Origin of the sequence: Holdemanella sp. DFI.5.55 (genome assembly GCF_020593575.1) — a bacterium.
Taxonomy (GTDB): Bacteria; Bacillota_I; Bacilli_A; order Erysipelotrichales; family Erysipelotrichaceae; genus Holdemanella; species Holdemanella hominis.
On sequence record NZ_JAJDMK010000019.1, the window covers coordinates 1 to 19,788 of the forward strand.

General features: G+C 34.8%; 18 protein-coding genes, 1 riboswitch and 1 other annotated feature. Of the genes, 5 read left to right on the forward strand and 13 right to left on the reverse strand.

Annotation, left to right across the window (positions count from 1 at the left end):
• Window positions 1-23: 23 nt before the first annotated feature.
• The 3 genes from dapA to lysA are packed head-to-tail and all read right to left on the reverse strand — an operon-like array spanning window position 24 to window position 2,802.
• The gene (gene dapA, locus LJE08_RS05775; protein ID WP_227402683.1) at window positions 24-770 is read right to left on the reverse strand and encodes a 4-hydroxy-tetrahydrodipicolinate synthase; all 747 of its coding nucleotides are present in this window, start codon (window positions 768-770) and stop codon (window positions 24-26) included.
• Entirely contained in the window at window positions 764-1,558 is a 795-nt protein-coding gene (dapF, locus tag LJE08_RS05780) for a diaminopimelate epimerase (RefSeq protein ID WP_186999216.1), read from the reverse strand. The genes dapA and dapF overlap by 7 nt, the downstream gene beginning before the upstream one ends.
• Window positions 1,549-2,802: a diaminopimelate decarboxylase gene (lysA, locus tag LJE08_RS05785; RefSeq protein ID WP_186999215.1), complete on the reverse strand. Its 1,254-nt coding sequence runs from the start codon at window positions 2,800-2,802 to the stop codon at window positions 1,549-1,551. Before lysA ends, dapF begins: the two co-directional genes overlap by 10 nt.
• Before the next feature lie 63 nt (window positions 2,803-2,865).
• Window positions 2,866-3,030: riboswitch (Lysine riboswitch) on the reverse strand.
• Window positions 3,031-3,121: 91 nt separating this feature from the next.
• Here lysA and LJE08_RS05790 point away from each other — a divergent pair.
• Entirely contained in the window at window positions 3,122-4,219 is a 1,098-nt protein-coding gene (locus LJE08_RS05790) for an amidohydrolase (RefSeq protein ID WP_186999214.1), read from the forward strand.
• Between the two features lie 10 nt (window positions 4,220-4,229).
• Here the strand turns inward: LJE08_RS05790 and argF are convergent, their stop codons facing one another.
• The 8 genes from argF to LJE08_RS05830 all read right to left on the reverse strand — a co-directional run bounded on the left by argF (window position 4,230) and on the right by LJE08_RS05830 (window position 13,696).
• Complete coding sequence (argF, locus tag LJE08_RS05795) at window positions 4,230-5,144, reverse strand: ornithine carbamoyltransferase (protein ID WP_227402684.1); 915 nt, start codon at window positions 5,142-5,144, stop codon at window positions 4,230-4,232.
• Window positions 5,141-6,301 carry an aspartate aminotransferase family protein gene (locus LJE08_RS05800; RefSeq protein WP_227402685.1) on the reverse strand — a complete coding sequence of 387 codons (1,161 nt, stop codon included), beginning with the start codon at window positions 6,299-6,301 and terminating at the stop codon, window positions 5,141-5,143. The genes argF and LJE08_RS05800 overlap by 4 nt, the downstream gene beginning before the upstream one ends.
• A gap of 10 nt (window positions 6,302-6,311) precedes the next feature.
• Window positions 6,312-7,139, reverse strand: a complete 828-nt coding sequence (gene argB / locus LJE08_RS05805) for an acetylglutamate kinase (RefSeq protein ID WP_186999211.1) — start codon at window positions 7,137-7,139, stop codon at window positions 6,312-6,314.
• Complete coding sequence (gene argJ, locus LJE08_RS05810; RefSeq protein ID WP_227402686.1) at window positions 7,136-8,326, reverse strand: bifunctional glutamate N-acetyltransferase/amino-acid acetyltransferase ArgJ; 1,191 nt, start codon at window positions 8,324-8,326, stop codon at window positions 7,136-7,138. Before argJ ends, argB begins: the two co-directional genes overlap by 4 nt.
• Window positions 8,323-9,219, reverse strand: a complete 897-nt coding sequence (gene argC, locus LJE08_RS05815) for an N-acetyl-gamma-glutamyl-phosphate reductase (protein WP_227402687.1) — start codon at window positions 9,217-9,219, stop codon at window positions 8,323-8,325. Before argC ends, argJ begins: the two co-directional genes overlap by 4 nt.
• A complete protein-coding gene (argH, locus tag LJE08_RS05820; RefSeq protein ID WP_227402688.1) occupies window positions 9,212-10,600 on the reverse strand; it encodes an argininosuccinate lyase in 1,389 nt (462 codons plus the stop codon). The genes argC and argH overlap by 8 nt, the downstream gene beginning before the upstream one ends.
• 7 nt (window positions 10,601-10,607) lie before the next feature.
• Window positions 10,608-11,858 carry an argininosuccinate synthase gene (locus tag LJE08_RS05825; RefSeq protein ID WP_227402689.1) on the reverse strand — a complete coding sequence of 417 codons (1,251 nt, stop codon included), beginning with the start codon at window positions 11,856-11,858 and terminating at the stop codon, window positions 10,608-10,610.
• Window positions 11,859-11,963: 105 nt separating this feature from the next.
• Window positions 11,964-12,174 (reverse strand) — a binding site (T-box leader).
• A gap of 94 nt (window positions 12,175-12,268) precedes the next feature.
• Window positions 12,269-13,696: a DEAD/DEAH box helicase gene (locus LJE08_RS05830; RefSeq protein ID WP_227402690.1), complete on the reverse strand. Its 1,428-nt coding sequence runs from the start codon at window positions 13,694-13,696 to the stop codon at window positions 12,269-12,271.
• A 77-nt stretch (window positions 13,697-13,773) separates the two neighbouring features.
• Between LJE08_RS05830 and LJE08_RS05835 the strand changes: the two genes are divergently transcribed.
• The 4 genes from LJE08_RS05835 to LJE08_RS05850 all read left to right on the forward strand — a co-directional run bounded on the left by LJE08_RS05835 (window position 13,774) and on the right by LJE08_RS05850 (window position 17,660).
• Window positions 13,774-14,139, forward strand: coding sequence for a hypothetical protein (locus LJE08_RS05835; protein ID WP_217256169.1), 366 nt, complete (start codon window positions 13,774-13,776; stop codon window positions 14,137-14,139).
• Window positions 14,140-14,201: 62 nt separating this feature from the next.
• The gene (locus tag LJE08_RS05840) at window positions 14,202-15,557 is read left to right on the forward strand and encodes a transglutaminase-like domain-containing protein (protein ID WP_117924172.1); all 1,356 of its coding nucleotides are present in this window, start codon (window positions 14,202-14,204) and stop codon (window positions 15,555-15,557) included.
• Window positions 15,550-16,260 carry a gamma-glutamyl-gamma-aminobutyrate hydrolase family protein gene (locus LJE08_RS05845; protein ID WP_158567581.1) on the forward strand — a complete coding sequence of 237 codons (711 nt, stop codon included), beginning with the start codon at window positions 15,550-15,552 and terminating at the stop codon, window positions 16,258-16,260. Before LJE08_RS05840 ends, LJE08_RS05845 begins: the two co-directional genes overlap by 8 nt.
• Window positions 16,260-17,660 carry a S10 family peptidase gene (locus tag LJE08_RS05850; protein WP_227402691.1) on the forward strand — a complete coding sequence of 467 codons (1,401 nt, stop codon included), beginning with the start codon at window positions 16,260-16,262 and terminating at the stop codon, window positions 17,658-17,660. The genes LJE08_RS05845 and LJE08_RS05850 overlap by 1 nt, the downstream gene beginning before the upstream one ends.
• A 31-nt stretch (window positions 17,661-17,691) precedes the next feature.
• On the opposite strand, the gene LJE08_RS05855 is transcribed toward LJE08_RS05850, so the two are convergent.
• Both LJE08_RS05855 and LJE08_RS05860 read right to left on the reverse strand, forming a co-directional pair.
• Complete coding sequence (locus LJE08_RS05855) at window positions 17,692-19,137, reverse strand: nicotinate phosphoribosyltransferase (protein WP_227402692.1); 1,446 nt, start codon at window positions 19,135-19,137, stop codon at window positions 17,692-17,694.
• 10 nt (window positions 19,138-19,147) lie between these two features.
• Entirely contained in the window at window positions 19,148-19,759 is a 612-nt protein-coding gene (locus LJE08_RS05860) for a cysteine hydrolase family protein (protein WP_227402693.1), read from the reverse strand.
• Between the last annotated feature and the right edge of the window lie 29 nt (window positions 19,760-19,788).

The window sequence follows — 19,788 nt, forward strand, 5'->3', positions numbered from 1 at the left end:
CTGATACTCCCCTATAAAAATGGCTATTTATCAACTGTTTGTTGTGACATAGCCAAATCTAAATATTTCAATTGTTTTTCTAAGCTTGCCTTTACATTTCCATCCAAATAATCCTGCACAATTTCATGTGTTTCTTTAGGTAAGCAGTTTGCCAAAACACTAATGACTCCACTAGCACCTAGTGCCATCATCGAAGTAATCATGTCATCATTTCCTGAATACATCGCAAAGTCATCACTTAAATAACGCGCAATATTTGTGGCATAACTGATATTTCCACTCGCCTCTTTGATGCCGCAAATATTTGGGTGTTTACTCAATACTTTAACCGCCTCTTCATCAATGTGACAACCCGTACGTCCTGGCACATTATATAAAATAATAGGGATTTGAACGGCATCTGCAACCGTTGTAAAGTGACGAATCATACCTTGCGTATTGGCTTTATTATAATAAGGACTAATCAACAGTAAGGCATCAGCCCCCATATTCTGATACTTCAAACTTTTTTCCAAAGCCGTTTGCGTACAGTTTGAACCCGCTCCTACAATAACAGGTACACGATGATTGACTCTTTCAATCGTATAAAGAGCTACCGCATCATCTTCTTCGTGCGTCATTGTACTACTTTCTCCCGATGTTCCTAAAATCAAGATTCCATCTGTTGAATTTTCAATTTGCCAATCCAACAATTCACCTAACTTTTCAAAATTCACTGTACCATCCTCATGGAATGGTGTTACTAAAGCTACAATTGATCCTTTTAACATACAAATTCTCCTTCACATATCTTTTTTGCAGGGCCCGTCATATATACATGGTCCTTCACTTCAATTTTTAAACTACCTAATTTTAATTGAACTTCACATTCACTCTGAACAAAGCCCAATTTATTTGCGACGACAACACTTGCACAAGCGCCCGTTCCACACGCAAGCGTAATACCACAGCCTCTTTCATAAGTCATAACCGTAATATGTGTATCATCTATCACTTGTATAAAATTCACATTGGTTTGTTTTTTAAATAAGGGATCGTGACAAATTCTTCTTCCTAGTTCAACATTTTTTTCACTAAACGCATCATCCACAAAGACAACCGTATGGGTTGTGGCCATAAACAAACTATATGTATCCACTCCACAAACTTCTCTTTTCCACACATTTTCATGTTCATCTACATCAATCAAATGATTATCATACAACGGTTGTTCCATATCTACACAAACTTCAAATGGAGACGTAGATATAAGATGTACGATTTTTTCACCAGCCAAGGTTTGTACAGGAACAACTTCATCTGTATTGATACCTTCATCAAAACAATAAGCCGCAAAGCAACGGATGCCATTGCCACACATCGGAGCTCTAGAACCATTTTGGTTGTAGTAAACCATTTCAAGTGGATCTTCCTTCACAAAAATCATTCCATCCGCACCAATACCTGTATGTCTAGAACAACAAGCTTGAACCAATGTTGGAATATCAATACCTTCAATATATCTTGTAAGAATAAAATCATTTCCTAAACCATGATACTTACTAAACTTTATGCGCATAAATCATTCTCCAATCGAATCAAATCTTCATAATTTTCACCACGAATCACACACTGGCTATTTCCATCCTTACAAAAAATGACCGGTAAGCCACACGCTTTATTGTAGTGACTTGCCATAGAATAACCATAAGCACCTGTAGTTTTCACTACAAGCAAATCATTCGGTTTTGCTTCAGGTAAGTATGCATCTTCAATGATCACATCTCCAGATTCGCAACACTTACCCGCAACTTTGTAGTGTTTACTTGCCATTTCATTTTCTTTTCCATCAATCACACAACTATATTTAGCCTGATATAATGCAGGACGAATATTATCACTCATACCTCCATCCACAAAGATATAATTTTTATGCGGTGTTTCCTTCATAAAACCAACTGTATAAACTGTGCTTCCCGCTTCCGCCACAATACTTCGTCCTGGTTCAATACAAATTTTATTGATATTTAATGCATATTTTTCTATATTACATTTCACGGCTTCAATCAAAGTATCACATACTATATCCACAGGAATGGGTGTATCTTCATCCGTATATACAGCGCCAAAACCTCCACCAAAATTTAATGTGGATACATCAACACCTAAGTTTGAAACAAACTCACACACCTTATTGACTTCTTGTACAAAGGCTTCCTTGTCAAAGATCTGCGATCCAATATGTGCATGGAATCCATCAAAAGATAAGTTTGGACAAGCATTGATAATTTGAATCAATTCTAAAATACCTGATTTTTTCTCAATTGAAATTCCAAACTTACTATCAATATTAGCTGTCACAATATATTCATGAGTATGTGCTTCAATACCTGGGTTGACCCTTAATAAAATGGATACAGTATAATCAATATTCTTAGCCAATTCACTCAACAATTGAGCTTCCATAAGGTTATCAACAATGATCGTTCCCACTTTATACTTCAAAGCCATTTTCAACTCATCCATCGATTTATTATTGCCATGAAAATAAACACGAGCCATATCAAATCCAGCTGCATAAGCCGTATATAATTCTCCACCACTGACAGCATCTAAAGAACAATCCATCTTTGACACCAATTGAATCATGGCCTTGCAGTTAAAAGCCTTGGATGCATAGATCACATCACATTCAAATTCAGAACTTTTTAAACAATTTTTAAACGCATTCAATTTATCTTCAATCATTCTTTGATTGTATACATACAAAGGACTACCATATGTATTTACTAAATCCTTTACTTCCACATTTGAAATCTTCATAATTCACCTCTTAAAACTAAAAAACATGCCAGCCATCAAACTGACATGTAAATAAAAACAAAATCATTTGATAGCACTCCTACTAGCGTAGACAGTCCAACAGATATTCTCCATTGGCCCACATGTTCTTTATGCCTAAAAAACACATTCGGCAAACTTGCTTCATAAATACATCAAACGCTCGCCAGCTCTGTATTTACTTGTCGTATTCGCGCCTCTATCCTAAGATGTGAAAATTATAACACTACTTACATTTTGTTTCAAGATAATTTGTATTTTATTACATTTATATGTAAAATATACAAAAAAGGAGAAATTTATGTTAGAAACCATTAAAAAATATAGAAAAGACCTTCACCAGATTCCCGAATTAGAACTAGACTTACCAGAAACCACAAATTACATTTTAAGTGTATTAGAAGAATTCGATTGTATAGTTTCTGTACCACTTAAAAGTACAATATTTGCTTACTTTGACAATCAAAAAGAACACACTCTTGCCTTTCGAAGCGATATGGATGCACTGCCTGTGACTGAACAAACAAATCTTGAATTTAAAAGTAAAAACCCAGGTAAAATGCATGCCTGCGGACACGATGGGCATATGGCCATGCTTCTAGGATTTGCGAAAGAATTAAATACATATTACAAAACATTAGATAAAAACATTCTTTTAATTTTCCAACCCGGAGAAGAAAGTCCAGGAGGTGCACATTTAATTTGTGAAGATAACATTCTAAAAAAATATCATGTTCAATATATCTTTGGAACTCACTTATGGCCTGTACTTGAAAAAGGGGTTGTCGCCACACGAAAAAATGAATTTATGGCTCGCGCTAGTGAAATCAACATTGATATTTATGGAAAAGAAAGTCATGCCGCCAAATATAAAGAAGGAATTGACGCCTTAGAAATTGGAGCTGAAATCCTTTTAGAAATTTATGCGATGGAAAAAGAAATCCCAAATGAATATTATCGCTTACTTCGCTTTGGAAGAATGGAAAGTGGTACTGTACGAAATGTAATTAGTGGACACACTCGACTTGAAGGAACATTACGTGCTTTTCAAGATTATATCTTCGATTCCATGAAAGAAGAAATATTTAGAATTTGTGCAGATAAAGAAAAGAAGTACAATTGTAAAGTCAATATTTCAATCAATACAGGCTATCCAGCTGTTATGAATGATGAGAAATTAGTGAGTGATCTAATTTCTAAAATCCCAGAAATCAGACAATTAAGAAATCCTGAAATGATTGCCGAAGACTTTGCGTACTACCAAAAAGAAGTGCCTGGCGTATTCTTCTTTTTAGGCACACAAACCCCATATGCACTTCATAATGCCAAGTTTGACTTTGACGAAGAAGTCTTATTAAGCGGTATTGAATTATACAAGAAAATCACAAAATGTATTTAAAAAGAGGAAATTAATCCTCTTTTTCTTTCATCAATTGAACCATGACCGCCTTTTGTGCATGTAGACGATTCTCTGCTTCTTCAAAGATTTCATCCGCATGGGCCTCAAATACTTCTTCTGTGATTTCCTGACCACGATAAGCTGGTAAACAATGTTGTACCATCGCATTGGCTTTGGCATATTTCATCAATTCGGCATTAACCTGGAAACCTGCAAAATCTTTAGCACGCTTTTCTTTTTCAGCTTCCATACCCATACTTGCCCAAGTATCTGTAATGACAACATCCGCATTTTGAATAGCCTTGATACAATCATTTGTGAGTTCAAAGTCTTTGAAATCTTTCGCAAACTCTAAAACATGCTTGTCAGGCTCATATCCTTTTGGAGTGGCTACACTCACCTTCATACCAACCTTTAATCCACCTACGATCAAGGAATTAGCCATATTGTCTCCATCTCCGATATAGCACATCTTCAAGCCTTTTAATAGTCCGTATTTTTCACGAATTGTCATAAGATCAGCCAACACTTGACATGGATGACAATAATCCGTTAACCCATTAATAACAGGAATCGATCCAAAGTTTGCCAAATCTTCCACTTCTTTTTGTTCATACGTACGAATCATAATACAATCTAAATAACGCGATAAAACACGTGCTGTATCTTGTACAGGCTCCCCTCTTCCGATCTGTAGATCTCTACTTGATAAAAATAAAGGTTGTGCTCCTAATTGATAAGCCCCTGTTTCAAAGGAAACACGCGTTCTTGTACTAGACTTTTGAAAGATCAAGCCAATACTTTTTCCTTTTAATAAAGGATGTTCAATATGATGTTTTCTTTCATATTTTAATTGATCCGCCAATTCTAAAATGGAAAGAATTTCTTTTTCACTCAATTGTTCCATCGTTAATAAGTGTTTCATTCAAACACCTCCTTCATAATTGATAATGCTTCGTCCACCTCTTTTAAGCTTAATGTCAATGGTGGAAGTAAACGAATCGCATCCTTACCTGCCGTAAGTGTTAATAATCCTTTATCCATCATTGCCTGTACATAATCGGCTCTTTTATCTGGATCTACAACGATTCCAAGCATCAAACCAATTCCACGAACCTCTTTGATCTTGTCTGAATGAATATTTTCAATACCTGTTTTTAAAGCTGCACCTACAACTTTTACATGATCTAGAAAACCGTGTTCTGTCACGATAGATAAAACTGTATCGGCAGCTTTACAACTTAATGGATTGCCACCAAATGTACTACCATGATCTCCCGGACCAAATGTGTCCTTACACTTATCTCCTGTAATCACAGCTCCAATTGGAACACCTCCACCAAGAGCTTTTGCGGTTGTGACAATATCAGGTAAAACATTATATTGTTCAAAACAGAATAATGTTCCTGTGTGCCCTATTCCAGTTTGTACTTCATCAACCAAGATTAAAATATCCTTAGAATGACAGAATTCTTCTACCGCTTTGACATACTCTTTGTCCAAAGGAACAACTCCACTTTCTCCTTGAATCAATTCCACCATAACGGCACACGTTTTTTCATTGGCTACCTTCTTTAAATCTTCAATGTCATTTGCGGCAGCATAATCAAATCCTTCTGTAAATGGAAAATAATATTGATGAAATTTATCTTGTCCAGTCGCCTTTAAAGTAGTGATGGTACGACCATGGAAAGATTGTTTTAAAGTAATGATGACATCTCTTCCTGCTCCATATTTATCATAGGAATATTTTCTGGCAAGTTTGATCATTCCTTCATTGGCTTCGGCTCCTGAATTTGAAAAGAATACCTTACTAAGTCCAGTATATTCAACTAACTTTTTAGCAGCATCCACCATTGGTTTACTGTAATACAAGTTGGAACATTCCATTAAAGTTGCCACTTGTTTTTGAATGGCATCTACAAGCACAGGATGATTATGACCTAAACAATTCACACCAATTCCACTTGTTAAATCGAGATATTCTTTCCCATTTGTGTCTTTTAAATAGCATCCTTGCCCACTTTCCATTTCAATGTTGAAACGATTATAGGTATGCATTAAATACATTGATTCTTCCATAACTTTCCTCCTATTCAATCAAGGTTCCTACACCTTCATCACTTAATAGTTCTATCAACAAAGAGTGCATGACTCTTCCATCTTGAATATTGACACTTTCAACACCTTCACGCACGGCTTTTACACAACATTCGATTTTTGGGATCATACCACCCGTAATCACTTTTTCTTTCTTTAATAAAGGAATCTGAGATACCTTGACTCTTTCCATCAAAGTAGATTCATCCTTAGGATCTTTCATCAATCCTTTGACATCCGTTAATAAAATCAATTTTTTGGCATGTAGACTAATCGCTAGCTCACTAGCTGCAAGATCGGCATTGATATTGTAAATACCTAGTTTATCTATTGCCTTAGCAACACTTGATACAACGGGAATATAGCCATTTTCAAAGGTATCCAAAATAATTTGGGGATTTACCTTTTCTATCTTTCCTACGTTGACCATTTTTGAATCTAAACAACTCGCCTCAAACAAACTACCATCGACTCCACTCAATCCAATTCCCTTATCTAATAGATTGACTAGATTTTTGTTTACTTTTCCACAAAGAACCATCTGAACAATATCCATTGTTTCATCATCTGTAACACGTAAACCATTTAAAAACTTTGATTCTTTGTTTGTCTTAGACAACATTTCATTAATTTCAGGACCACCACCATGTACTAAAACAACGTGTACCCCTAATAGATTTAATAATGTTACATCCTTTATAACGGCAGCCTTCAATTCTTCATCAATCATGGCATTTCCACCATATTTCACAACTACGATTTGTCCTGAATATTCTTTAACATAAGGCAAAGCCTCTACAAGTACATTCGCATCGATCATGTTCTATAATCTCCATTGATTTTTACATAGTCATATGTTAGATCACATCCCCAACAAGTACATGACTCATTTCCACTATGCATATCGCAAATAATTTCAATTTCTTCCTGTAAAAGAATGGATTTCGCCTTTTCTTCATCAAAATCTAAGCCTTTCCCGCTTTCGCAACAAAGAATTTCATCATTGGATTTAAATGAAATATCTACAAGTTCTGGATCAAATTCCACACCCGAATAGCCAAGTGCACAAATGACTCTTCCCCAGTTGGCATCCGCACCAAACATGGCTGCCTTAACTAAAGAAGAAGAACATACGGACATTGCCAAAGTTTGGGCATTTTCTAAAGTATCTACACCATTCACAGTTACTGTCATTAATTTACCAGCACCCTCGCCATCGGCCGCAATCTTTTTTGCGAGTTCTTCCATCACAAAATGTAAAACTTGATCAAATACTTCCTTTTCAAACACCTCATTTTGTGCCGTGCCGTTAGCCATCACAATACACATGTCATTAGTAGAAGTATCTCCATCCACACTGACACGGTTAAATGTTTTATTTGTGTTATCGAGTAAACAAGACTGAAGAACATTCTGTTCCACTTTACAATCCGTTGTGATAAAAGCTAACATTGTACCCATATTTGGATGGATCATTCCACTTCCTTTACAAATACCTCCCATATGACATGTGACACTCCCCATTTTAAACTCAACAGCCACTGTCTTTTCTTTCGTATCTGTTGTCATAATAGCCTTAGCTGCATTTGAATTATTCTCTGATGATAAATTAATGTCACTTACTTTGTCTTGAATCTTTTCAATAGGCAAAACCTGTCCAATCACTCCTGTTGATGCGACTAACACATTCTCTACATCCATATTTAAATAATCAGCTGCACATTGTGCTTCTAATTCAGCATTTTCAATTTCTTTTGGATTACAAGCATTCGCATTTCCAGAATTGACAATAATGGCTTGGCTCATACCATTTATTAAATGTTTTTTTGTGACAAGTATAGGAGCTGCCTTTACTTTATTCTTTGTGTATACGGCCGCCGTTTGACAAATTGTATCCGATACAATTAATGCCAAATCATCTTTTGTCTGATTCTTACGAATTCCACAATGGATAGACCCCGCCTTAAATCCGATCGCAGCACATACCCCGTTTTCTATAACTTTCATTCTATATTCAATCCTTCCACTTCTTCAAAGCCTAACATAATATTCATATTTTGAATGGCTGCACCACAAGCTCCTTTTCCCAAATTATCAAATAGGCTTGTGATCGTACACATTTTACTATTACCAGATACAATCAATTTCATACAATCCAGTCCTGCCATTGTATTGGCACTGATCATTCCTAAATCTGTTTTTTCAACTTGAATCAAAGTTGAATCTCTATACCAATCTTTCAAAACAAGATAAATCTTTTCATAATCCATTTCCACATTTAAACTAACTGCCATACCACGATAGTAATCGCAGACAATCGGATTTAAAAACACATCCTTTTCCAATCCACACACCTTTTTAATTTCTGGTAAGTGTTTATGATACTGATTTAAGCCATAAATTCTTGGCGCTTCTAAATCGATTGTTTTTTCATTTTCATACTGATAGATCATCTTTTTTCCTCCACCAGAATATCCAGTTAAAGAGAAAAAAGAAAACTGTTCTGTTTGATTCACCAAGCCTTTTTGAATCAAAGGATACAAAATAGATATGCAGCCTGATGCATGACAGCCTGGATTGGCAACATATTGACTTGATGCAATTTTATCCTTATAGCCTAATTCACTAAATCCATATGTCCACACAGTCCGATGTGCTGTTGAAGCATCAATAACTTTGACATTTGAATTTGTGATCAAGCTTACAGCTTCAACACTTGCCGCATCTGGTAAACAAAGGAAAACCAAATCGGCCGAATTTAAATATTCTTTTCTTGTTTCTACATCTTTTCTTTTATCTTCAGGTATCATCAACAATTTAATATCACTACGATCCTGCAGTCTTTTTACGATTTCTAGTCCTGTTGTACCAGACTGTCCATCAATATATACCTTATTCATAACATGCCTCTTGTTTTATAAAATCTTCAACATTTTGAATTTGAATCGATACACTTTCTGGACTTGGTCCACCATATACTTTTCGATTGTTTACACAAGTTTCAATATCAATATATTGGTATACATCTTCTTCAAAAGAAGCATGAAACTTTTTATATTCTTTTAAAGATAATTCATTCAATGATTTTTTATTTTCAATACCATATCCTACGATTTGTCCCACAATATGATAAGCATCTCTAAATGGCAAACCTTTCTTCGTTAAATAATCCGCAAGATCTGTCGCATTAATAAAGCCATGTAAACAGGCATGCATCATATTATCTTTACAAATCTTCATTGTTTGAAACATCGGAATAAAAACATCTAAACATTCTTTAACTGTATCGATACAATCGAATACGGCTTCCTTATCTTCCTGCATATCTTTGTTGTAGGCCAAAGGAAGACCTTTCAACATAACCAACAATGTATTTAAATCTCCAATAGCTCTACCACTTTTTCCACGAATCAACTCACAAATATCGGGATTTTTCTTTTGTGGCATGATACTTGATCCTGTACTAAACGCATCATCGAGTTCGACAAAATGAAATTCTAATGAACACCATTGAATGATTTCTTCACTCATTCTAGATAGGTGCACCATAATGAGTGATAAATCTGAACATAGTTCTACACAATAGTCTCGATCACTGACTCCATCTAAAGAATTATCAGTTGGTTTAAGAAAGTCTAGACGACTTGCCGTATATTCTCTATCAATTGAATAGGTTGTAGTGGCTAAAGCTGCACATCCTAAGGGACATTCATTCATTAAGGAATATGTATTTTGAAGTCTTATAATATCTCTTTTAAACATATTCGCATAAGCCATACACCAATGCGCAAAAGTGATGGGTTGGGCCCTTTGAAGATGGGTATAGCCTGGCATATATGTTTTTAAATGAGATTTGGCAGCCACACATAAACTATCCAATATTTGAAACAAAAATTTTTGTATCTCAATGATTTCTTCCTTTACATATAAACGTATATCCAAGGCAACCTGATCATTTCTTGAGCGAGCCGTATGCAATCTTTTACCAGCATCGCCAATTTCATTTGTTAGCTTTTCCTCAATAAACATATGAATATCTTCCGCTTTTGTAAATTCAATTTCATGAGATTCAATCTGATCCAAGATGGAATGCAATCCTTCTTGAATCAAATCGACATCCTTTTTAGATAGAATCCCTTGTTTCTCTAACATTTTTGAATGTACTAAAGAACCCTGAATATCTTGTTTATACAAACGACAATCAAAGGGTAAAGAGGTATTAAAAGAGTCAAGTTTGGCATTGGCATCTTTTTTAAATCTGCCAGCCCACATCTTTGCCATAGAACACCTACTCTACTGATGGAAAGTGTTTCTGAGCCTTTCCAAATAATTCTTGATCATTTAAGGCACGTACCTTTAATGGAAGTCCGAATAAGTGGATGAATCCGGCACTATCTGCCTGGTCATAACAATCGTCTTCATCAAATGTGGCCATGCCACTTGAGTATAAACTGTATGGACTTGTTACACTTTGAGGAATGATATTTCCTTTATACAATTGAAGTTTGACATCGCCTGTCACTGTCTTTTGTGTTTCATCCACAAAGCTTGACAATGCTTTTCTTAATGGCGTATACCATTTTCCATCATATACAAGTTCACCAAATTTCAATGCGACTTGTTTTTTATAATGAGCCGTATCTTTATCCAAAGTGATTTCTTCTAACTTTTCATGTGCTGCATATAAAATCGTTCCACCTGGTGTTTCATATACACCTCTTGATTTCATACCCACTAAACGGTTTTCTACAATGTCCAAAATACCAATACCATTCTGTCCACCTAAATCATTTAATGTTTCAATAATATCTAGGCATGACATTTCCTTACCATTAATACTTGTTGGAGTTCCTTCTTCAAAATGAATCGTTACATAATCGGGTTCATCCTTTGCCTGTATTGGACTTACACCAAGTTCTAAGAAACCTTCTTTTTCTAGTGGTGCTTTATTGGCAGGATCTTCTAAATCCAATCCTTCGTGGGATAAATGCCATAGGTTTTTATCTTTTGAATAATTTGTTTCCGCTGTAATCTTTAATGGAATATTGTGTGCCTTGGCATACTCAATTTCTTTTTCACGCGAATTCAATTCCCAGAATCTCCAAGGTGCAATGATGTCCATGCCTGGGGCAAAGGCTTGAATGGCTAGTTCAAAACGAACTTGATCATTTCCTTTTCCAGTACAGCCATGACAGATCGCATCAGCCCCTTCTTGTTTGGCAATTTCAACAAGTTTTTTTGCGATGATCGGACGTGCAAAGCTTGTTCCTAATAAATAATTTTCATAGCTAGCACCCGCCTTCATGCTTGGAATAATATAGTCTTCGACAAATTCTTTCTTTAGATCCGCAATATATAATTTACTAGCTCCCGTAGCCAAAGCTTTTTCTTCAAGGCCATCTAATTCACTTTTTTGACCAACATCTCCACTTACGGCAATGACTTCACATCCATAATTTTCTTTTAACCAAGGAATTAATACGGATGTATCTAATCCTCCAGAATATGCTAAAACGACTTTATTGTATTGTTGTTTCATGATAAGTTCCTCCTTGTTAATGTATATGAAAAAATAGTTCTATAAATCCATCGTCGATCACATTCCATATTCATCATCTCCTTACCATAAAAAAAACGTCCAAACAAATTGGACGTTATAAGCGCGGTACCACCAAAATTCCATCTGCCCTATGCAGATGACACCTCATTCTTAACGCGAATTCACGTTCTAGCCTCAAACCTTCGACTAGACCACTCCAGAACACGTTCCAAGAATATTCAACGATAACTTGCACCAAAATGTTATCTCTCTAAAGAAGAAATCTTCTTGTACTTCTTTCCTTCAAAGTATTTATGAGACTATTATAATTATTTTATGAAACTTTTCAAGCTTAAGTTTACATTTATTTACAATCCATTACATTTCTTTCAAAATAAAATGGATCTGATCTAATGACCAAATCCATTTTTTGCCTTTTGAATACGCAATGTTTTGCCTTTAATTGTCTTTAAATTCTTTAATACAAGTTTTCCCTTTTCATTTAAGATATCCACATACGATTGATGATCCTGCACTTGAATCACACCAATATCATCGACCGTAACACCATCAATTTCGCAGATAGCCCCTACAATATCGCCAGGACGAATCTTCTTGTTTTTTCCTCCATTCAAATAGATTTTAGTGATACCCTTTCTTAAATCTTTTGATTTATCGACCACCACACGATTAGATTCTTTTAATGAATCTAAAACGTCTAAATCACTTAAATAGACTTCACCTTCTTCTTTAAACGGCAAGTTATAACCTAGATATTCTTCTAGTTTTTCTTTTCGAATACCATCATATTCATTGACTAAACTTATAGCTAAACCTTTTTCATCGACTCTTCCACTTCGTCCGATACGATGTGTATATGTTTCTACGGGACTTGGCATATCGTAGTTAATGATCATCTCCACTTTAAAAACATCAATTCCTCGACTTACGACATCGGTACAAACTAAAATACGCACCTTTCCTTTTTTAAAACGTCGCATATGCGATAGTCTTTCTTCTTGCATCATACCACCATGAATTTTATCTACACTGACTTGATTCTTTTCTAAACATGTATAAACTTCATCCACTCTTGCCTGCGTCTTACAAAAGATCATGCAGGATTCTGGTTTCTTTAATGCCAATAAATGAAGAAGGAACAATTCTTTGTGTTCTTCATTGACGTGATAGGCTTCTTCTAGAATATTTGGTTTATTTGAACTCGTTAGATCAATTTTAGCTGGTTTATACAAATATTTCTTACTCATTCTTTGAATCACTGCAGGATATGTTGCACTAAATAAACATGTCACATGTTTTTTAGGCATGTATTTTAAAATGGCTTGTACTTCATCTAAAAAATTCATATTCAGCATTTCATCCGCTTCATCCAAAACTACATATTTAATTTTTGATGGATCTAATGTTTCTTGTTGCAGATGATCCAAAACCCTTCCTGGCGTACCAATCACAACGTGACATCTTTGTTTCAAATCTTCTTTTTGAAACTTAAATGGCTGCTTACCAAAAATAGGTAATGTCTTAATTTTTTTGAAAGTACCAATACAATCAAAATCTTGTTGAATCTGTAAAGCTAGTTCTCGAGTGGGAGTAAGTACCAATGCTTGTGGACTTCTTTCATCAATTTCTAGATTTTGAATAATGGGAATCGCAAAAGATGCTGTTTTTCCACTTCCCGTTCTTGATTTGACAATACAATCCGTTCCCGAAAGAATATTCGGAATGACTTTTTCTTGTACAGGTAATGGTTTTTCATAGCCTAATGTATGTAAAGCTTGTATAATATTTTTATCTAAATTCATTTGTTCAAATGTCATATTTTATCACCGTAAAAATTATACCATGTTAATAATATTTAACAGAAACAAAATATATTATAAGCTACAATAGAATCATGAATTATAAAACGTTAGTAATGAAACAGATTGATAAACATACCTATCAATATAGTATGAATGCGCCTTTAGACAATTTAAGTCCCATTCTTTCTTTTGATGAAGAAATGTTAAACGTGAACTATGGCAATGAATTGGAATACGCCTTAAATTGCGCAAAACGAAGAGAAGTCTTAAAGGATGGTTTTCTTTTAGAACCAAAAGACAATATGACACTTACTGAATGGGCTCCTTTTTTAGCATTGTCTTTAGTCCTTCAATATTATAAATCATACAGAAATCTACCCCCTATATTAATGAGTGTAGATAAAGAAATGCAGGAAAAATATAGTCAGGAGGAATTAATTCGAAACTTATTTCAATAAGTTTCATTTTTTTTGTGTAAAAATTTTCATAATAGAGTATAATCAAAATGAGGTGAACTATTATGAACATGACAACATTGAACACGCCACTTCCTGAAGATTTAATGAAATTAAAATGGAATGGGCAATTTAAATTGATGCAGGAGATGATTGATTTACGTCTTCAAAAGGACATTCCTGCCAAACTAAAGGAGCGTTTAGAATTAGAAAAAGAATTGATTTCTCGTCTTCCTGAAGATTTTACGTATTCCAAAGAAGAAGCCATTGAATTATTAAAATCAAAGATTGAAGATTTCAAAGATGAAGAATTCGATACATTATTTAAGGACAATGCTTTTGAATGGATCTTCATTGAGGGAAAAATGTATTTAAAAGACAATTTTTTTGAAAACCTAATTAAAGTGCGTAATGCTTATAAAGATCGTTTAATTGAAAAACAAGGCGCTACAAGTACTTTATTAGATGATGTAATGCATAAAATGAAAGAAGAAAACGATGTTTACTGTAAGATTCATGTCAAGACAAGCTTAAAGGTGGATCCTGCATTTGAAAAGCCTGGAAAAACGATTCGCGTATGGCTTCCTATTCCGAAAGAATATGCGCAAGTTGAAGATTTTAAATTATTAAATACATCTCATAAAGGTCTAGTAAATGATAACAGTGTAGATCAAAGATGTGTTTATATTGAAAAGCCATACGAAAAAGGTGAAGAATTCAGTGTAGAATATGAATTCATCAATCACATGCACTATGAAGAATTAGATCCGAGTATTGTGACGAATGAACATCCAGATACTTGTCTTGAAGAATATGCGCCACACGTTGTATTTACAGATTATTTGAAAGATTTAGTCAAAGAAATCATTGGTGAAGAAACAAATCCATTATTAAAGGCTAAATTAATTTATGACTATATCACAAGTCATGTCACATATTCATATGTACGTGCTTATGCGACTTTACCTTGCATTCCAGAATATATCACAACTGGATTGAAAGGAGATTGCGGTTTACAAGCATTGACATTTATTACTCTATGCCGTATTGCGGGCATTCCTGCCACTTGGCAAGCTGGACTTTATACTACACCAGAAACCATCGGTAATCATGACTGGGCCAGATTCTATGTAGCTCCATATGGATGGTTATATGCAGATTGTTCATTTGGTGGAGGATCATATCGTGCCGGAAACTTAGAAAGAAGAGATTTCTATTTTGGATATCTAGATCCATTTAGAACTCCATGTTCATCTAAATTCCAAGGTGATTTTGTGCCAGCTAAAAACTTCTTGCCAAACGATCCATATGACAACCAAAATGGTGAAATGGAATATGTGGATGAAGCTATTCCAGGAAAATACATCATTAAAGAGACAAAGAATATCAAAATTGCCCTTATGGAGGATAAAAATGCGTAGGCCTATTGTCGGTCTAACGTGTAATGAATTGGATAAAGAGAATTTACCTAAACAATTTATCAATGAAGCCTATATTAATAGTGTTATTCGTGCCGGTGGCTGTCCCATCATTCTTCCAATCACAAATGACTATGATACAATTCAAGCTCAAGTTAATCTATTAGATGGATTGATTGTGACAGGTGGAATTGATGTAAATCCTATGATTTATAATGAAAATCCAAGACCTTTACAAGGTAATTCAAGTTTAGATCGTGATTATTATGAAATGCGAGTATTAAAATATGCCAACGAAAAACAGATTCCTATTTTTGGAATCTGTCGTGGCATTCAGATGTTGAATGTCTATTTTAAAGGATCTCTATATCAAGATTTGTCGTATTGTAAAAGAAATGTAATCAAGCATGCGCAACAAGAAAAAAGAGAAAATCCAAGTCATAAGATCCATATTGAAAAGGATAGCTTTTTATATCCTAGCTTAAGTGATGAAGCTTATGTGAATAGTTTTCATCATCAGGCCATCAAAGATTTAGCACCACACTTTAAAGTTGTAGCTAAAGCTCCAGATGGCATTATTGAAGCTATTGAACATGAGTCATTACCAATTTATGCCGTACAATTTCATCCAGAAGCATTGTCCCATAAATATGGTGAGATGCAAGATATATTCAATGTCTTTATTAAAAAGTGTGAGGTAAAGTAATGCGTATTCAAGAAAATTTAGAAAAATCAAAATATGAAGCAGATGGCAAAATTAGTATACAAGGAACAACCATTCCTTATCATACAATTTGTGAAGATAATTTCTTTGTAGATGAAGAAAATAATCCAGTCGCATCCATCTTTAGTTATGCCTATTTTAGAAGTGATATTCAAGACAATTCAAAACGTCCCATCTTATTTATTTATAATGGCGGTCCAGGGTGTGCAAGTCTTTGGCTTCACATGGGATTATTTGGTCCTAGAATTGTAAAATTAGATGATGAACTCAATCTTCCTACTGTTCCTCCTTTTGCACTAGAAGACAATCCACATTGCTTATTAGACTTATGTGATTTAGTCTTTATTGATCCAGTAGGAACAGGTTTAGGTCGTTTAATTCAGGAAAAGGCAAGAAAAGAATTTTATGAAACGCATGGCGATGTTCGAAGCGTTTCTAAATTCATTGAACAATTCTTAGCTCGTTACAACCGAAGAAATTCACCAGTATTACTTGCGGGTGAAAGCTATGGTACGGCTAGAAGTGCCCTACTTGCTGGAGAGTTGATGGGTGCAGGTCCTGAAAAGGCCGATACGATGGGCATTAGTGTCAGTGGTATCTTCTTACTTGGAAGTTACTTTATTGAAAAGCTTCCGGTTGAAGCAAGTGCGACAGACTTAATCACAATGGCTGCCACAAATTATTTCCATAATCCAAAGGAAAATATTTCGCAAAAAGACTTTATTGATGAAGCCTTTACATTCGCATCCACTGAATATGTCACAGCCTTATTTTTAGGGGATGCCTGCCCTAATAAAGAAGAAATTGCAGATAAACTAGCTTACTATTCTGGTATTGATAAAGCATATTGGTTAAGACACCATTTACATATGGATATGCAAAAAGGCTTTGCGCATAAACTATTAGAAGATAAGGGCTTAGCTTTAGGATTCTATGATGGTCGCTATACATGGAATGATGATCCAGAAATCATGGAAGCTAATGTCATTGCGGATGACCCAGCTATGGGACAATATACACCTGCTTTCCAAACTGCCTATGGGTTGATGCGCCAAGAATTGAATATCACAAGTGATCGTATCTCAAAAGGCTTAGTCTTTGATGTAAATATGACATGGAATCGTGAATTCAAAACAAGTCCTGCCCAATCCTTAGCTGGATGCATGCGAAGAAACAAACAGATGAAAGTCTTCTTTGCCTCAGGTCTATATGATCTTTGTACAACAGCTGGAAATACCAGATATTTGGCAACCCATTCCAATCTAGATCAAAATCGAGTTACAATTGGTGAATATCCAAGTGGTCATATGGCTTATCTTGGTAAAGAAAGTTTTGATCTATTAGCCAAGGACATGCGTGCATTCTTTGAAAGCTGTATTTAACACAAAAACCGTCAAACGACGGTTTCTTTTTTTATTTATACTTTTTCAACATTTCTAACTTAAGATTCAATAACTTTTCACTTAAGTCTACATAATATTCTTGTGGATATACAAAACGTTTGATTTCATCCCAAATTGTAGCTAGTTCTTTTTCACTATATGCACGAATTTCTTCTAGGCTTGGAAGATCATATACTAGCTTACCATCTTTAAAGATTGGCACTAACATATCGCGTACTGTATATGTATTGGCAGGAATCACTTTGTATTTCCAACGTGACATTGGATGATAGATTGTTAGATCTTGCGTTGTATCGATCACTTCATATTCTAATGTCAATAAATCGGCAATAGCCATACCTGTTTCTTTGTCCATGATACGATTTAAATTCTTCATACCTGGATTTGTCACTTTTTCAACATTGTCACTAATTTTGATTTTTGGAATCATATGACCATCTTTTTCAAGTGCCACCATTTTATAAACACCACCAAATACTGGCGAATTTTTTGAACAAATCAAGTTTTCACCAACCCCAAACGAATCAATTTTAGCGCCTTGTTGATGAATCAAAGATTCAATGACGTACTCATCTAATGAATTGGATACAACAATCTTACAATCTTTCATTCCTGCTTCATCTAACATCTTACGAACTTTTTTAGAAAGATATGCCATATCTCCACTATCAATACGAACACCTTTTAAGCGGTATCCATTGGGTTCTAAATAATCCTTAGCTACTTTAATGGCATTCACAATACCTGATTTTAAAGTAGAATATGTATCAATCAATAAAGTACATGCGTTTGGATATGTTTTGGCATAATACATAAATGCATCATATTCGGTATCAAAGCTTTGAATAAATGAGTGCGCCATTGTACCAAGTACAGGTACACCAAACTCTTTTCCTGAATACGTAGTGGCACTTCCCGCACAACCCGCAATATAAGCTGCTCTAGCTCCTAGAATGGCTGCATCAAAGTTATGAGCTCGGCGTGCACCAAATTCCATAACCGCTCTACCTTCACTGGCTTGCACAATACGACGTGATTTTGTCGCAATCAAAGTCTGGTGATTGATAGCCAAAAGTAATGCCGTTTCTACAAGTTGAGCTTCAATAATCGGTGCTTTTACACGAACCAATGGTTCATGAGGAAATACAGGTGTTCCTTCTGGAATCGCATAAATATCTCCAGTAAAACGAATCGTTGATAGATATTCTAGAAAATCTTCACTAAATTGATTTAATGAGCGCAAATAATCAATATCTTCTTTTTCAAAATGCAAATTCGAAACATAATCCACAACTTGTTCTAAACCTGCAAATACACAATATCCCCCGTCATCCGGATTTTTACGATAGAATAAGTCAAATACGACTTCTTTGTCTTTATTATCATTAAAATAACATTGACTCATTGTTAGTTCATAAAAGTCCATGACTAAACTTAAATTTCGCTTATCTTTCATTTTATAATCTTTACTCCCTTACTTCAGAAACAACTTGAATACCATTCGTTTCCATCATTCTGAATGCGACATCATTAAAGAATGTAGCTTCATGTACTTCTGGTATATGATAGGTTTCTGTACAGTTTTCAACCACAACAATACGATATTCATTCATATTGTGTTCATTGAACCAAGTATTTAAACTTAACACAAAATGAAGCACACAAATATCTGTACAACAGCCCGTCACAATTATATCACGATAATACTTCAAATCTGAATTTAGAAACTCTTCAAATTCTGGTGCCATAAATGTATTCGTACTGTTCTTTTTAATTACGTGTTTCACAAATGGCTTTAAAGAATCTACTACTTCAGCTTCTTCACTGCCAATTACACAATGCGTTGGAAACGAATTAAATTCACGCGTCTTTGGTGGATGAGAATCACATACAAAGACATTGTTGCAGTCTAAGCTTGTTAATAGCTTTTCAATATTCTTTTCCACATTGCCAATGACTTCATCATGTAAAGGTCCCATATTCACAAAGCCTTTGATCATATCCACCACAAATACTACGGGATCATTTAATTCATTTTTTTTAATGGATTTATAATTATTTTTTTCTAAACGTGCCATATATACCTCTAAACGAAAATAAGAGTTCT

Coding starts and splice junctions, on each gene's coding strand:
- LJE08_RS05790 (WP_186999214.1), top strand. CDS start 3,122: ATGTTAGAAACCATTAAAAAATATAGAAAAGACCTTCACCAGATTCCC.
- argJ (WP_227402686.1), bottom strand. CDS start 8,326: ATGAAAGTTATAGAAAACGGGGTATGTGCTGCGATCGGATTTAAGGCG.
- argH (WP_227402688.1), bottom strand. CDS start 10,600: ATGGCAAAGATGTGGGCTGGCAGATTTAAAAAAGATGCCAATGCCAAA.
- LJE08_RS05840 (WP_117924172.1), top strand. CDS start 14,202: ATGAACATGACAACATTGAACACGCCACTTCCTGAAGATTTAATGAAA.
- LJE08_RS05825 (WP_227402689.1), bottom strand. CDS start 11,858: ATGAAACAACAATACAATAAAGTCGTTTTAGCATATTCTGGAGGATTA.
- dapF (WP_186999216.1), bottom strand. CDS start 1,558: ATGCGCATAAAGTTTAGTAAGTATCATGGTTTAGGAAATGATTTTATT.
- LJE08_RS05800 (WP_227402685.1), bottom strand. CDS start 6,301: ATGGAAGAATCAATGTATTTAATGCATACCTATAATCGTTTCAACATT.
- argF (WP_227402684.1), bottom strand. CDS start 5,144: ATGAAACACTTATTAACGATGGAACAATTGAGTGAAAAAGAAATTCTT.
- LJE08_RS05855 (WP_227402692.1), bottom strand. CDS start 19,137: ATGAAAGATAAGCGAAATTTAAGTTTAGTCATGGACTTTTATGAACTA.
- LJE08_RS05830 (WP_227402690.1), bottom strand. CDS start 13,696: ATGACATTTGAACAAATGAATTTAGATAAAAATATTATACAAGCTTTA.
- LJE08_RS05850 (WP_227402691.1), top strand. CDS start 16,260: ATGCGTATTCAAGAAAATTTAGAAAAATCAAAATATGAAGCAGATGGC.
- lysA (WP_186999215.1), bottom strand. CDS start 2,802: ATGAAGATTTCAAATGTGGAAGTAAAGGATTTAGTAAATACATATGGT.
- LJE08_RS05860 (WP_227402693.1), bottom strand. CDS start 19,759: ATGGCACGTTTAGAAAAAAATAATTATAAATCCATTAAAAAAAATGAA.
- argB (WP_186999211.1), bottom strand. CDS start 7,139: ATGATCGATGCGAATGTACTTGTAGAGGCTTTGCCTTATGTTAAAGAA.
- argC (WP_227402687.1), bottom strand. CDS start 9,219: ATGAATAAGGTATATATTGATGGACAGTCTGGTACAACAGGACTAGAA.
- dapA (WP_227402683.1), bottom strand. CDS start 770: ATGTTAAAAGGATCAATTGTAGCTTTAGTAACACCATTCCATGAGGAT.
- LJE08_RS05845 (WP_158567581.1), top strand. CDS start 15,550: ATGCGTAGGCCTATTGTCGGTCTAACGTGTAATGAATTGGATAAAGAG.
- LJE08_RS05835 (WP_217256169.1), top strand. CDS start 13,774: ATGAATTATAAAACGTTAGTAATGAAACAGATTGATAAACATACCTAT.